We start from the raw sequence: 13890 nt of genomic DNA, 5'->3' as shown, positions 1-13890 counted from the left end.
GGAAGGAGGTGGGGGTCCGATGGACCTCTCGTACACCGCCGAGGAGCAGGCCTTCCGGGCCGAGGCCCGGGACTGGCTGCGCGCGCACGTCCCCGCCGCGCCGCTGCCGTCCCTGGAGACCCGGGAGGGCTTCGCCGCACACCGCGCCTGGGAGGCCGAACTCGCCGCCGCCCGCTGGTCGGTGGTCTCCTGGCCCGAGCAATACGGGGGCCGGGGCGCGGACATCTTCCGCTGGCTAGTCTTCGAGGAGGAGTACTACGCGGCGGGCGGACCCGGCCGGGTCTCGCAGAACGGCATCAACCTGCTCGCCCCCACCCTCTTCGCGCACGCCACCGAGGAGCAGCGGGCCCGGGTCCTGCCGTCCATGGCGACCGGGGAGACGATCTGGGCGCAGGCCTGGTCCGAGCCCGAGGCCGGCTCCGACCTCGCCTCGCTGACCTCCCGGGCGGTACGGACCTCCGGCGGCTGGCTGCTCTCCGGGCAGAAGACCTGGTCCTCCCGGGCGGCCTTCGCCGACCGGGCCTTCGGCATCTTCCGCACCGACCCCACGGGGGCGGCGGAGGGGAAGCCGCACCGGGGCCTGACCTATCTGATGTTCGACCTGCGGGCGCCCGGCGTGACCGTCCGCCCCATCGGACGGCTCGACGGCAAGCCGGCCTTCGCCGAACTCTTCCTCGACGAGGTGTTCGTACCCGACGAGGACGTCATCGGCGAGCCCGGCCAGGGCTGGCGCATCGCGATGTCCACCACCGGCAACGAACGCGGCCTCATGCTCCGCTCCCCCGGCCGCTTCCTGGCCGCCGCCGACCGGCTCGCGCGGCTCTGGCAGGAGCGGGGGGACGGGGGGAGTGCCGCCGGGCACGGCCACGGGGGCGACACCGCGCTGCGGGATCGGGTCGCGGACGCGCTGATCGGGGCCCGCGCCTATCAGCTCTTCACCGCGGCCGGGGCCTCGCGGTTCGCGGCGGGGGCGGTCATCGGGGCGGAGTCGAGCCTCAACAAGGTCTTCTGGTCGCGGCTGGACATCGCCCTGCACGAGACGGCGCTGGACCTGCTCGGCGCGGAGGGCGAGCTGGCCGACACCGAGTGGGCCGAGGGGCATGTCTTCTCCCTCGCCGGGCCGATCTACGCCGGGACCAACGAGATCCAGCGCGACATCATCGCCGAGCGCCTGCTCGGCCTCCCGAAGGGCCGCCGCTGATGCGCTTCCTGCCGACCGACGAGCAGCGCGACTTCGCGCGCTCCCTGGACGCGATGCTCTCCGCGTCGGACACCCCGGCCGCCGTACGCGCCTGGGCCGGGGGCGACCCGGGGCCCGGCCGCGCCCTGTGGACCCGGCTCGCGGAGGCCGGCGTCCTCGCGCTCGCCGCCCCGGAGGCGTACGACGGCGTGGGTCCGCTGCCCGTCGAGCTCGCGCACGCCTTCGTCGCGGCGGGCCGCCACGCCGTCCCGGGCCCGCTCGTGGAGACGGTCGCGGCCACGGCCCTCCTCGCCGACCTGGCCGAGCGCGGCGAGCCGGGCCCGGCCAAGCGGCTGCTGCCGGGGCTGGTGGGCGGCGGGACGGTGGCGACCCTGGCGGTCACCGGGGTCTCGCCCTTCGCGCTCGACGCCGACACCGCCGACCTGGTCCTGGTCGTGGACGGCGAGGAGCTGCGGATCGCCCCCGGCCACGGGGAGGTCCGGGTCTCCGCCGATCCGGCGCGGCGGCTCGCCCGGCCCGCGCCCGGGGGGGAGCCGCTCGCGGCCGGGCCCGCGGTGGCCGCGGCGGCGGCGACGGCCGGGCGGTGGGCGCTGCTCGCGACGGCCGCGCAGGCGCTCGGGGTGGGGCTCGCGCTGCTCGACCGGACGGTGGCGTACGCGAAGCAGCGCACCCAGTTCGGGGTGCCGATCGGCTCGTTCCAGGCGGTCAAGCACCGGCTCGCGGACACCCTGATCGGCCTGGAGTTCGCCCGGCCGCTGCTCTTCGGAGCGGCGCTCACGTTCGAGAGCGGCGATCTCGCCGCGGCGAAGGCGCTCGCGGGCGAGGCGGCGTACGCGGCGGCCTCCACCGCCCTGCGGGTGCACGGCGCCGTCGGCTACACGGAGGAGCTGGACCTCTCGCTGTGGCTGCGCAAGGCCCGGCCGCTGCGGGACGCCTGGGGCACCCCGTCCTGGTGCCGGGCCCAGGTGGTCGCCGCCGCCTCATGACTCCCGGGGCGGGGTGTCGTCGTTGCCACGCCGGATGGTGCGCGGCGGCCGACCCGGCACCCAGGTGCGCAGCACGAGGTCCTCGCCCTCGACCGAGGTGCGGACGACCTCCGTCAGCTCGGCCCGGAAGAGGTGGAACGGCAGCGGCTGACCGGCCTCCTTCGCGTACCACTCCAGGGTCCGGGTGTCGGTGATCTCGACGGCCCGGCCGGAGAGGCGCACGTCGCCGCCGCCCATGCCGGTGCCCTCGCCGGGATTGGCGAGCAGCGCGAAGCGCGGGTCCCGCAGCAGGTCCCGCGCCTTGCGGGAGTGCGGCATCATGCCGAGCCAGAGCTCGTCGGCGCGGAAGTCCGCCTCGATGCCGCTGAGCCGCGGCGAGCCGTCCCTGCGGAGGGTGGCGAGGGCGTGGTGGGTGTACTGCCCGAAGCGCTCGCGCACGGTGGCGGCGAGGTCGGGCTCGGCGGCCTCGAAGACGGCCCAGGCGGCGGGGGCGGCGGGGGTGGTTCCGGTGTCTCCCATGGTTCCAGGAGACACCGGAATCCCGACAACCTCCGTCTGGATTACTCCGCGTGCTCGGCCTTGCTCCGCTCGACGCAGAATTCGTTTCCTTCGGGGTCGGTAAGGACCGCCCAACCCGTGCCGTCGGGCCTGCGGCGGTCGTCGAGCAGCGTGGCGCCGAGGCCGAGCAGCCGCTCGACCTCCTCGTCGCGGGTGCGGTCCTGCGGCTGGAGGTCGAGGTGGACCCGGTTCTTCACCGACTTCCCCTCGGGCACCTGGATGAAGAGCAGGCCGGCGCCCTGCGACTCGACCAGCGCCTCGGGGTCGCCGGGCCGACCGTCGGAGACTTCGGTGTCGAGGACCCGGGCCCAGAAGGACGCCAGGGCGTAGGCGTCGGAACAGTCGATGGTCACATGGCGCACAAGAGAACTCATGCCGCCACTATCGTCCGCCCCCCAGGGGGTCGACCACCCGATTTCCCGGTCAGGGGCGGACGATGCCCTGGGAGCGCGCCGCCGCGAGCCAGGCGGGGAACTCGGCGACCAGCCGGTCGTACAGCTCCTCGTCCGGGACCTGGCGCGGGTCCTTCCCGGCATGGAAGAAGCCCGCGTTGTCGACCGGCCGCTTCGCGGGGACGGCCAGTTCGTCGAGCCGGCGCAGGAAGTCGAACTGGCGGCTCTCCGGGTCGCCGAAGCCGATGAACTGCCAGAAGATCGGCAGCCGGGCCGCCTTGCACACGTACCGCTCGGCGGCGACCTTGTCGATCGGGCCGCCGTCGGTCTGGAAGACGACGAGCGCGGGTGCCGTGCCGCCGCTGTCGAGGTAGTGGTCGATGACCGCGTCCATCGCCAGGTGGTAGCTGGTCTTGCCCATGTGTCCGAGGCCCGCGACGATGCGGTCGATCCGGCCCTCGTGGCCGGCGAGTTCGATGTCGGTCTCGCAGTCGATGCCGGTGGAGAAGAAGACCACCGGCACCCGCCCGTCGTCGTCGAGCTGCGCGGAGAGCCCGAGCACCCGGTCGGCGAGGGCCTGGACGCTGCCGTCGGCGTAGTAGGGGCGCATGGAGCCGGAATAATCGACGACCAGGTAGACGGCGACCCGCTGTCCGTCGACGCCGTGCCGCCGGAGCGCGGCGCCGGCCGTCTTGTACAGGCCGACCAGCGCGGGGGCGGTCTCCTCGACCTTGCGCAGGCTCACCGTCACGGGCGCTCCCTCTCCAGCTCCTCGATGTCCGCGAGCATGGCGTCGGCCAGGTCGCGCTCGGCGGCGTAGTACCGCTCGGCCCACTTGAGGGTGAGCAGGGGGTACGCCCAGGAGGCGTCGGCCCCGGCGTCGGCGGCGTCCGCCTCGGCGCGCAGCCGCATGGTCTCGGCGTGCTCCCGGTGTCCGGCGAGGACCTCCCGGGTCCGCTCGGGTTCGAGCAGGTGACCGAGCCAGAGCCGCAGCATCGGCCCGTGCTTGAGGACCGGCGGGTCGACGGGGGCGGTGCGGGCCCAGGTGCGGACGGCGGCGAGGCCCGCGTCGGTGACGCGGTAGACGCGCTTGTCGCGGGAGCCGGACTCCGGGGCGACCAGGCGGGAGGTGGCGTAGCCGGCCGTCTCCAGGCGCTTGAGCTCGGCGTAGATCTGGCTGAAGGACGGGCTCCAGTAGAAGAGGCTCAGCGAACGGTCGGACCATTTCTTCAGGTCGTAACCGGACAACTCCCGCCCGAAGGAGAGCAGTCCGAGCACGGCCCAGCTGGTCGCGGGCAGCGCGGGCACCTTCTCGTCGTCCACCACGCTCGGCAGTCTACGTCTCTTCCCTCCTCTCCCTATGCCTGCTAGAAGTATTTCGATTAGGCATACGCTGGCGTACCACTGATCGGTTTCGGGAGGAGCTCCCCCGTGAAGTTCTCGATGATCTTCGAAGCACAGCTCGTCGACCCCACCCCCGCCCGCGAGCACCAGGTCATCCGCGACTGCGTCGAACAGGCCGTCCACGCCGAGGAGATGGGCTTCGACCGGATCTGGGCGGTCGAACACCACTCCCTCACCCAGTACGCCCACATGAGCGCGTCCGAGATCTTCCTGACCTGGGTCGCCGCCCGTACCTCGACCATCCGGATCGGCCACGGCGTGGTGACCCTGCCCTTCGGCTACCAGCACCCGGTACGGGTCGCCGAGCGCACCGCCATGCTGGACGTGCTCTCCGGCGGCCGGGTCGACATCGGCGCCGGGCGCGGCGCGACCCGCCAGGAGACCCGCATGTTCGGGGTCGACCCCGCCGACACCCGCCCGCAGATGGAGGAGGCCCTGCGGATCCTCGCCGCCGCCTGGCGCGAGCCCGAGTTCGAGTGGCACGGCTCGATCGACATCGGCCCCGGCGCGGTCCTGCCCCGCCCCGTGCAGGGCCCGCACCCCCCGCTCTTCATGGCCTGCTCGCAGCACGACTCCCTCAAGCGGGCCGCCGAACTCGGCGTCGGCGCACTGGTGATGGGCTTCGCGGGCGCCGACGACGTCCGCGCGATGCGCAAGGTATACGACGAGGCCATCGCCGTACGGGACGGCTCGCAGCTGGTCTCCACCGAGGTCAACGACCACTTCTCCGCGCTCTGTCCGACGCTCGTCCTGGACGACGCCGCCCGCGCCCTGCGGCTCGGCACCCGCGGTCAGCGCTTCTTCGCCGAGTCCATCGCCCACTGGTACGGGGGCGCGCCCGCGCCCACCGGCTACGCCGAGGACGAGGACCACGCGGGGGCGCTGGAGCGGGAGCGGCGGGATCTTGTCGCCCGGCTGCACGAGGCGCACATCCCGGCGCGGCCGGTCGACACCGGCACGTACAACACCGACCACGCCTACGGGGACGCGGACACCGCCATCGCCTATGTCGAGCGGCTGCGGCGGATCGGCGTCGACGAGGTCATGTGCCTGATCCAGATGGGGACCGTGCCGCAGGAGGTCTGCATGGAGACCATCCGGCAGTGGGGCGAGAAGGTCATCCCGCACTTCCGCGCGCTGGAGGCCGCCGCGTGAGCGGGCTCGACGGCAGGACGGTCGTCGTGACCGGCGCGGCGCGCGGGCAGGGCGCCGCCGAGGCCCGGCTGCTCGTCGCGGCGGGCGCGCGGGTGGTCCTCACGGACGTACGCGAGGAGGAGGGCCGGGCGGTCGCCGCCGAGCTCGGCGGGGCGGCGCGCTTCGTCCGGCACGACGTGACCTCGGCCCGGGACTGGCGGGCCGTCACGGACACCGCGCTGGCCGCCTACGGACGCCTCGACGGCCTGGTCAACAACGCGGCGGTGTGGCGGACCGCGCCGGTGGAGTCGGAGACGTACGAGAACTTCGAACTCCTGCTCAGGGTCAATCTGCTGGGCCCCTTCCTCGGCATCCAGGCGGTGGTCCCGGCGCTGCGCGAGGGCGGCGGGGGCGCCATCGTGAACGTGTCGTCGACGGCCGGGCTCGTCGGCGTCCCGGGCCACGCGGCGTACGGCGCGGGCAAGTTCGGGCTGCGCGGCCTCAGCCGCTCGGCGGCCCGGGACCTCGCCCCGTACGGCATCCGCGTCAACTCGGTCCATCCCGGCGCGGTCGACACCCCGATGACGGCGGCGGTCGCGGACAAGGACTGGTCGCATGTGCCGCTGGGCCGGATGGGCCGCCCGGAGGAGGTCGGCGCGCTGGTCGCGTACCTGCTCTCGGACGCCGCGTCGTACGTGACGGGCGCGGAGTTCACGGTGGACGGGGGGCTCACGGCATGACGCCGGAAGGGCTGGAGCCCGATCCCCTGACCCCGGCCGCGCGCGCCCTCTGCGACGCGCTGTCGGCCGGTTTCCCCCGGCCCGAGGCGGGTGCGGAGGCGCTGCGGGCCGCTGCCCGGGCGCATCTGGGCGTGCTCCCGTCGGGGGCCGTGGACATGGTGGCGGACCGCGTCCCCGTGCGCGTGTACGAGGGGGAGGCCGAGCTCGTCGTCGTGTTCGCGCACGGCGGCGGGTGGGTGCTGTGCGATCTGGACACCCACGACCGGCTGTGCCGCGCGCTCGCCGCCCGTACCGGGGCGACCGTGGTCTCGGTCGGCTACCGGCGGGCGCCCGAGCACCGCTTCCCGGCGGCCGAGGACGACGTGTACACGGTCCTGGAGTGGGCGGCGGCCCGGTATCCGGGACGCCCGCTCGTCCTGGCCGGCGACTCCGCCGGGGGCAACCTCGCCGCGGCCGCCGCGCTGCGCGCCCGTGACCTGGGCGGGCCCGCGCTCGCGGGGCAGCTCCTGGTCTACCCGGTCCTGGACCACCGGCTGGCGGGCGCGTCGGCGGAGACGTACGCGGAGGGCTTCTTCCACACCACAGCCCACATGCGCTGGTACTGGGAGCAGTACGTGGGCCCCGGCGGCGACCCGGCGCCCGCCTCCCCCGGTCTGGCGGCCGAGCTCTCCGGTCTGCCGCCCGCCCTGATCGTCCTCGCGGACTGCGACCCGCTGCGCGACGAGGGGCTCGCCTACGCCCGGCGCCTGTCCTCGGCCGGCGTGCCCGCCCACATACAGCTCCACACGGGCATGTTCCACGGCTTCCTGGGCGGCCTGGGGCTGCTGCCCGAGGCGGACGAGGCCCTGGCCGGGGCGGCCTCCTGGCTCGCGGCCCGGTCCTGAACGCGCATCGGCGCCCTACCCCTGTCGTCCGGTCGGGGACATTCGGGGGGGGCGCCGCGCTCAGTTCCGTACCTCGTTGTACGGGACGTTCTCAGGGGGTCCGGCCGGTCAGACCGTCAGGGAACGGTCCGTCGGACGGATCGGGGCCGGCAGGGAGCTGGCGCCCGTCAGGTGCCGGTCCACGCCACGGGCGGCCGAGCGGCCCTCCGCGATGGCCCAGACGATCAGCGACTGGCCACGGCCGGCGTCTCCGGCGACGAAGACGCCATCGACGTTGGTGGCGAAGTCCGCGTCACGGGCGATGTTACCCCGCTCATCGAGGTCTAGACCAAACTGCGCCACGAGGCCGTTCTCGACGTCCGTGCCGGTGAAGCCCATGGCGAGGGTGACCAGCTCGGCGGGGATCTTCCGCTCGGTGCCCGGCTTCTGGGTCAGCTTGCCGTCGACGAACGCGACCTCGACCAGGTGCAGGAACCGGACGTTGCCGTCCTCGTCGCCCTCGAAGTGGGTGGTGGAGACGGAGTAGACCCGCTCGCCGCCCTCCTCGTGCGCCGAGGTGACCTTGTAGAGCATGGGGAAGGTCGGCCAGGGCTGGCCCGGGTTCCGCTCCTCGCCCGGCTTCGGCATGATCTCCAGCTGGGTCACGGAGGCCGCGCCCTGGCGGTGCGCCGTACCGACGCAGTCCGCGCCGGTGTCGCCGCCGCCGATGACGACCACGTGCTTGCCCTCGGCCGAGATCGGCGAGGCCACGAAGTCGCCCTCGACGACCTTGTTGGCGAGCGGCAGGTACTCCATCGCCTGGTACACGCCCTTGAGCTCCCGGCCCGGGACGGGCAGGTCGCGGGCGGTGGTGGCGCCGGCGGCGACGACCACCGCGTCGAACCGCTTGCGCAGGTCCGTCGCGGTCAGGTCGCGGCCGATCTCGATGCCGGTGCGGAACTTGGTGCCCTCCGCGCGCATCTGCTCGATGCGGCGGTTGATGTGCCGCTTCTCCATCTTGAACTCGGGGATGCCGTAGCGCAGCAGACCGCCGATGCGGTCGGCCCGCTCGTACACGACCACGGTGTGGCCGGCCCGGGTCAGCTGCTGGGCCGCGGCGAGACCCGCCGGGCCCGAGCCGATGACCGCGACGGTCTTGCCGGACAGGCGCTCGGGGGCCTGCGGCCGGACGTCGCCGCCGTCCCACGCCTTGTCGATGATCGAGACCTCGACGTTCTTGATGGTCACGGCCGGCTGGTTGATGCCGAGCACGCACGCGGCCTCGCACGGAGCCGGGCACAGGCGGCCGGTGAACTCCGGGAAGTTGTTGGTGGCGTGCAGCCGCTCCGACGCCGCCGACCAGTCCTCGCGGTAGGCGTAGTCGTTCCACTCGGGGATGAGGTTCCCCAGCGGACAGCCGTTGTGGCAGAACGGGATGCCGCAGTCCATGCAGCGGCCGGCCTGCTTGCTGATGATCGGCAGCAGGGAGCCGGGGACGTAGACCTCGTTCCAGTCCTTGACGCGCTCGCCCACCGGCCGGGTCTTGGCGACCTCGCGCCCGGTGGTCAGGAAGCCCTTGGGGTCAGCCATGGGTCGCCGCCTCCATCATCTTCTCGGTGGTCTCGGTCTCGGAGAGACCGGCGAGCTCAGCGGCGTCCTTGGCGGCGAGCACTGCCTTGTACGTGGTGGGGATGATCTTGCTGAACCGGTCCGCGTGCGCGGTCCAGTCGGCAAGCAGCTTCTCGGCGACGGTCGAGCCGGTCTCCTCGGCGTGGCGGCGCACGACGTCGTGCAGCCACGCCTTGTCGGTGTCCGACAGGGCCTCTACCGCGCCCAGGTTGCCGGAGTTGACGTTGTCCCGGTCGAGGTCGATCACATAGGCGACGCCGCCGGACATGCCGGCCGCGAAGTTGCGCCCGGTCTCGCCGAGGACGACCGCCGTGCCGCCGGTCATGTACTCGCAGCCGTGGTCGCCCACGCCCTCCGAGACGACCAGCGCGCCGGAGTTGCGGACGCAGAAGCGCTCGCCGGTACGGCCGCGCAGGAACAGCTCGCCGCCGGTCGCACCGTACGCGATGGTGTTGCCCGCGATGGTGGAGTACTCGGCCAGGTGGTCGGCACCGCGGTCCGGGCGGACCACGACCCGGCCGCCGGAGAGGCCCTTGCCGACGTAGTCGTTGGCGTCGCCCTCCAGGCGGAGGGTGACACCGGCCGGCAGGAAGGCGCCGAAGGACTGGCCCGCGGAGCCGGTGAAGGTGATGTCGATGGTGTCGGCCGGGAGACCGGCACCGCCGAACCGCTTCGTCACCTGGTGGCCGAGCATGGTGCCGACCGTCCGGTTGATGTTGCGGATCGAGACCTGCGCGCGGACCGGCTGGGCGGCCTCGGCGGACTCGGCGTTCAGGGCCTCGGCGGCGAGCTCGATCAGCTCGTTGTCGAGGGCCTTCTCCAGGCCGTGGTCCTGCTCGACCAGGGCGTGGCGGACCGCGCCCTCGGCCAGCTCGGGCACGAAGAACAGCGGCTCCAGGTCCAGGCCCTGCGCCTTCCAGTGGGAGACCGCGCGGCTGGTGTCGAGGAGCTCGGCGTGGCCGACCGCCTCCTCCAGGGTGCGGAAGCCCAGCTCGGCGAGGAGCTCGCGGACCTCTTCGGCGATGAACTCGAAGAAGTTGACGACGAACTCGGGGTCGCCGGCGAAGCGGTCGCGCAGCACCGGGTTCTGGGTGGCGATGCCGACCGGACAGGTGTCCAGGTGACAGACGCGCATCATGACGCAGCCGGAGACGACGAGGGGCGCGGTGGCGAAGCCGAACTCCTCGGCGCCGAGCAGCGCGGCGATGACCACGTCGCGGCCGGTCTTGAGCTGGCCGTCGGTCTGGACCACGATCCGGTCGCGCAGGCCGTTGAGCAGCAGCGTCTGCTGGGTCTCGGCGAGGCCGAGCTCCCAGGGGCCGCCCGCGTGCTTCAGCGAGGTGAGCGGGGAGGCGCCCGTACCGCCGTCGTGGCCGGAGATGAGCACGACGTCCGCGTGGGCCTTGGACACACCGGCCGCGACCGTGCCGACGCCGACCTCGGAGACCAGCTTCACGTGGATGCGGGCGGCCGGGTTGGCGTTCTTCAGGTCGTGGATCAGCTGGGCCAGATCCTCGATGGAGTAGATGTCGTGGTGCGGCGGCGGCGAGATCAGGCCGACGCCGGGCGTCGAGTGCCGGGTCTTGGCGACCCACGGGTAGACCTTGTGGCCGGGCAGCTGGCCGCCCTCGCCGGGCTTGGCGCCCTGGGCCATCTTGATCTGGATGTCGTCCGCGTTGACCAGGTACTCGCTGGTGACGCCGAAGCGGCCGGAGGCGACCTGCTTGATCGCGGAGCGGCGCTCCGGGTCGTAGAGGCGGTCCGGGTCCTCGCCGCCCTCGCCGGTGTTCGACTTGCCGCCGATCCGGTTCATGGCGATGGCGAGGGTCTCGTGGGCCTCGCGCGAGATGGAGCCGTACGACATGGCGCCGGTGGAGAAGCGCTTGACGATCTCGGAGACCGGCTCGACCTCGTCGATCGGGATCGACGAGCGGTCGGCGGCGAAGCCGAACAGGCCGCGGAGCGTCATGAGGCGCTCGGACTGCTCGTTCACCCGGCCCGTGTACTGCTTGAAGATGTCGTACCGCTTGGAGCGCGTGGCGTGCTGGAGGCGGAAGACGGTCTCCGGGTCGAACAGGTGCGGCTCGCCCTCGCGGCGCCACTGGTACTCGCCGCCGATCTCCAGGGCGCGGTGCGCCGAGGGGATGCCGGTGGCGGGGTACGCCTTGGCGTGGCGGGCGGCGACCTCCTTGGCAACGACGTCGAGGCCGGCGCCGCCGATCTTGGTGGCGGTGCCGTTGAAGTACTTCTCGACGAAGGCGGTGTCGAGGCCGACGGCCTCGAAGACCTGCGCGCCGCGGTAGGAGGCGACGGTGGAGATGCCCATCTTGGACATCACCTTGAGGACGCCCTTGCCCAGCGCGTAGATCAGGTTGCGGATGGCCTGCTCGGCCTCCAGGCCCTCGATGAAGGTGCCGGCGCGGACCAGGTCCTCGACGGACTCCATGGCCAGGTACGGGTTGACCGCGGCGGCGCCGTAGCCGATGAGGAGGGCCACGTGGTGCACCTCGCGGACGTCGCCGGCCTCGACCAGCAGGCCCACCTTGGTGCGCTGCTTGGTGCGGATGAGGTGGTGGTGGACGGCCGCGGTGAGCAGCAGCGACGGGATCGGCGCGTGCTCGGCGTCGGAGTGCCGGTCGGACAGGACGATCAGGCGGGCGCCGCCCTCGATCGCCGTGTCGGCCTCGGCGCAGATCTCCTCGATACGGTCGGCCAGCGCGTCGCCGCCGCCGGAGACCCGGTAGAGGCCGGAGAGCGTGGCGGCCTTCATGCCGGGCATGTCGCCGTCGGCGTTGATGTGGATGAGCTTGGCCAGCTCGTCGTTGTCGATCACCGGGAAGGGCAGCGTGACGCTGCGGCAGGACGCGGCGGTCGGGTCGAGCAGGTTGCTGCCGGGGCCCAGCGAGGAGCGCAGGCTCGTCACGAGCTCTTCGCGGATGGCGTCCAGCGGCGGGTTGGTGACCTGCGCGAACAGCTGGGTGAAGTAGTCGAAGAGCAGCCGGGGGCGGGCGGACAGGGCCGCGATGGGCGAGTCCGTGCCCATCGAGCCGATCGGCTCGGCGGCGCTGCGGGCCATCGGGGCGAGGATGACGCGGAGCTCTTCCTCGGTGTAGCCGAAGGTCTGCTGGCGGCGGGTGACCGAGGCGTGGGTGTGCACGATGTGCTCGCGCTCGGGGAGGTCGGAGAGCTCGATCTCGCCGGTCTCCAGCCACTCCGCGTACGGGTTCTCGGCGGCGAGGGCGGCCTTGATCTCGTCGTCCTCGATGATGCGGTGCTCGGCGGTGTCGACGAGGAACATCTTGCCGGGCTGGAGGCGCCCCTTGCGGACGACCTTGGCGGGGTCGATGTCGAGGACGCCGACCTCGGAGGAGAGCACGACCAGGCCCTCGTCGGTGACCCAGTAGCGGCCGGGGCGCAGACCGTTGCGGTCGAGGACCGCGCCGACCTGGACGCCGTCGGTGAAGGTGACGCAGGCGGGGCCGTCCCAGGGCTCCATCATCGTGGAGTGGTACTGGTAGAAGGCGCGCCGGGCCGGGTCCATCGAGTCGTGGTTCTCCCACGCCTCGGGGACCATCATCAGGACCGCGTGCGGCAGCGAACGGCCGCCGAGGTGGAGCAGCTCCAGGACCTCGTCGAAGGAGGCGGAGTCGGAGGCGTCCGGCGTACAGACCGGGAAGATCCGGTCGAGGGAGCCCTCGCCGAAGACGTCCGACTCCAGCTGGGCCTCGCGGGCGGTCATCCAGTTGCGGTTGCCCTTGACCGTGTTGATCTCGCCGTTGTGCGCGACGAAGCGGTACGGGTGGGCGAGCGGCCAGCTCGGGAAGGTGTTGGTGGAGAACCGGGAGTGGACCAGGGCCACGGCGGTGGCGCAGCGGCGGTCCGACAGGTCCGGGAAGAAGGGCTCCAGCTGGCCGGTGGTCAGCATGCCCTTGTAGACGATCGTGCGGGCGGAGAGCGAGGGGAAGTACGTCCCGGCCTCGCGCTCGGCGCGCTTGCGCAGGACGAAGGCCTTGCGGTCCAGCGCGATGCCGGTGCTGGCGCGGTCCGCGACGAAGAGCTGGCGGAAGACCGGCATGGTGGAGCGGGCGGAGGCGCCGAGCAGCTCGGGGGCGACGGGGACCTCGCGCCAGCCGAGGACCTCCAGGCCCTCCTCGGACGCGATCGTCTCGATCCGCGAGACGGCCTGTGCGGAGCCGTCGGCGGGGAGGAACGCGATGCCGACGGCGTACGCGCCGGCCTCGGGGAGCTCGAATCCGGCCACCTCGCGCAGGAACGCGTCGGGGACCTGGAGCAGGATTCCGGCGCCGTCTCCGGAGTCGGGCTCGGAGCCGGTGGCGCCTCGGTGTTCGAGGTTGCGCAGTACGGTCAGCGCCTGCTCGACCAGCGCGTGGCTGGCTACACCGGTGAGGGTGGCCACGAACCCGACACCACAGGCGTCGTGTTCGTTACGGGGGTCGTACATCCCCTGCGGGGCGGGGCGACCGTCCATGGGCGACCAGGCGTCGGAACGCATCGGCTCTCCCGTCGTCGTCGTGGCATATGAAGCTGCCGAGGGACGACGTTGGCCCTCCGCGAAATTTCGTGCAGGTTACATGATGGCTGGCTTCTCGGAAAGTGGATAGCTCATTCCAGCATGCGGACACCGCGCGTGCGAGCGGTGGCGATTTTTCCGGCCGTGATCCTGCCGGGGGAGACGGGAAAAAGGGGTTCCCATGGCTCCCATGGGCGGGGACGGACCGGGATTTCCTGGGGGTCGTCGTCGACCCGTCACAGAGCGGGCCTCATTGCCCGCGGCGCTTACGCCTCATGCCCGGTGGTCAGGCTTTCGAAACCGCCGGGTAACCGGCTAGATATGTGGCGCTGTGCATAGTGTCTCACCGCGGCGGTGGTTCCGCTCCGGGATATACGTCACAGAGACAGGGGCCTTCGGTCGTGTCTTCGGACATGCGGAAGGCCCCCGGTCCGGGGACCGGGGGCCTTGGT

General features: G+C 72.6%; 11 protein-coding genes. 5 read left to right on the top strand and 6 right to left on the bottom strand.

From position 1 onward, the window contains the following. The first annotated feature begins 19 nt into the window (after nt 1-19). Together ABTZ54_RS10880 and ABTZ54_RS10875 are read left to right on the top strand one after the other, a co-directional pair. Nucleotides 20-1201 (top strand): acyl-CoA dehydrogenase family protein, encoded by a 1182-nt coding sequence (locus ABTZ54_RS10880; protein ID WP_351659841.1) that lies wholly within the window; start codon nt 20-22, stop codon nt 1199-1201. Beyond that, nucleotides 1201-2187 (top strand): acyl-CoA dehydrogenase family protein, encoded by a 987-nt coding sequence (locus tag ABTZ54_RS10875; protein WP_351659838.1) that lies wholly within the window; start codon nt 1201-1203, stop codon nt 2185-2187. Before ABTZ54_RS10880 ends, ABTZ54_RS10875 begins: the two co-directional genes overlap by 1 nt. Here ABTZ54_RS10875 and ABTZ54_RS10870 read toward each other — a convergent pair. The 4 genes from ABTZ54_RS10870 to ABTZ54_RS10855 are packed head-to-tail and all read right to left on the bottom strand — an operon-like array spanning nt 2182 to nt 4463. Then, on the bottom strand, nt 2182-2706 hold the full coding sequence (locus tag ABTZ54_RS10870; RefSeq protein ID WP_351659835.1) for a pyridoxamine 5'-phosphate oxidase family protein: 525 nt from the start codon (nt 2704-2706) through the stop codon (nt 2182-2184). The genes ABTZ54_RS10875 and ABTZ54_RS10870 overlap by 6 nt on opposite strands. 41 nt (nt 2707-2747) lie before the next feature. Then, nucleotides 2748-3119 carry a VOC family protein gene (locus ABTZ54_RS10865; protein WP_351659832.1) on the bottom strand — a complete coding sequence of 124 codons (372 nt, stop codon included), beginning with the start codon at nt 3117-3119 and terminating at the stop codon, nt 2748-2750. Nucleotides 3120-3168: 49 nt separating this feature from the next. Further along, entirely contained in the window at nt 3169-3888 is a 720-nt protein-coding gene (locus tag ABTZ54_RS10860) for a VWA domain-containing protein (protein ID WP_351659829.1), read from the bottom strand. Beyond that, a complete protein-coding gene (locus ABTZ54_RS10855; protein WP_351659826.1) occupies nt 3885-4463 on the bottom strand; it encodes a PadR family transcriptional regulator in 579 nt (192 codons plus the stop codon). Before ABTZ54_RS10855 ends, ABTZ54_RS10860 begins: the two co-directional genes overlap by 4 nt. Before the next feature lie 105 nt (nt 4464-4568). On the opposite strand from ABTZ54_RS10855, the gene ABTZ54_RS10850 reads away from it, so the two are divergent. The 3 genes from ABTZ54_RS10850 to ABTZ54_RS10840 are packed head-to-tail and all read left to right on the top strand — an operon-like array spanning nt 4569 to nt 7299. Beyond that, complete coding sequence (locus tag ABTZ54_RS10850) at nt 4569-5696, top strand: LLM class flavin-dependent oxidoreductase (protein WP_351659823.1); 1128 nt, start codon at nt 4569-4571, stop codon at nt 5694-5696. Next, complete coding sequence (locus ABTZ54_RS10845; RefSeq protein WP_351659820.1) at nt 5693-6415, top strand: glucose 1-dehydrogenase; 723 nt, start codon at nt 5693-5695, stop codon at nt 6413-6415. The genes ABTZ54_RS10850 and ABTZ54_RS10845 overlap by 4 nt, the downstream gene beginning before the upstream one ends. Next, nucleotides 6412-7299 (top strand): alpha/beta hydrolase, encoded by an 888-nt coding sequence (locus ABTZ54_RS10840; RefSeq protein WP_351659818.1) that lies wholly within the window; start codon nt 6412-6414, stop codon nt 7297-7299. The genes ABTZ54_RS10845 and ABTZ54_RS10840 overlap by 4 nt, the downstream gene beginning before the upstream one ends. 108 nt (nt 7300-7407) lie before the next feature. Here ABTZ54_RS10840 and ABTZ54_RS10835 read toward each other — a convergent pair whose 3' ends face one another. Both ABTZ54_RS10835 and gltB read right to left on the bottom strand, forming a co-directional pair. Continuing rightward, nucleotides 7408-8868 (bottom strand): glutamate synthase subunit beta, encoded by a 1461-nt coding sequence (locus ABTZ54_RS10835; protein WP_351659815.1) that lies wholly within the window; start codon nt 8866-8868, stop codon nt 7408-7410. Continuing rightward, complete coding sequence (gene gltB / locus ABTZ54_RS10830) at nt 8861-13420, bottom strand: glutamate synthase large subunit (protein WP_351659812.1); 4560 nt, start codon at nt 13418-13420, stop codon at nt 8861-8863. Before gltB ends, ABTZ54_RS10835 begins: the two co-directional genes overlap by 8 nt. Between the last annotated feature and the right edge of the window lie 470 nt (nt 13421-13890).

Source organism: Streptomyces sp. NPDC094032 (genome assembly GCF_040303965.1).
Taxonomy (GTDB): Bacteria; Actinomycetota; Actinomycetes; order Streptomycetales; family Streptomycetaceae; genus Streptomyces.
This window is presented reverse-complemented; position numbering and strand designations above follow the sequence as displayed.

What these genes read in the sequence shown, in the direction of transcription:
- ABTZ54_RS10840 (WP_351659818.1), top strand. Translation starts at nt 6,412, where the DNA reads ATGACGCCGGAAGGGCTGGAGCCCGATCCCCTGACCCCGGCCGCGCGC.
- gltB (WP_351659812.1), bottom strand. Translation starts at nt 13,420, where the DNA reads ATGCGTTCCGACGCCTGGTCGCCCATGGACGGTCGCCCCGCCCCGCAG.
- ABTZ54_RS10835 (WP_351659815.1), bottom strand. Translation starts at nt 8,868, where the DNA reads ATGGCTGACCCCAAGGGCTTCCTGACCACCGGGCGCGAGGTCGCCAAG.
- ABTZ54_RS10875 (WP_351659838.1), top strand. Translation starts at nt 1,201, where the DNA reads ATGCGCTTCCTGCCGACCGACGAGCAGCGCGACTTCGCGCGCTCCCTG.
- ABTZ54_RS10865 (WP_351659832.1), bottom strand. Translation starts at nt 3,119, where the DNA reads ATGAGTTCTCTTGTGCGCCATGTGACCATCGACTGTTCCGACGCCTAC.
- ABTZ54_RS10870 (WP_351659835.1), bottom strand. Translation starts at nt 2,706, where the DNA reads ATGGGAGACACCGGAACCACCCCCGCCGCCCCCGCCGCCTGGGCCGTC.
- ABTZ54_RS10880 (WP_351659841.1), top strand. Translation starts at nt 20, where the DNA reads ATGGACCTCTCGTACACCGCCGAGGAGCAGGCCTTCCGGGCCGAGGCC.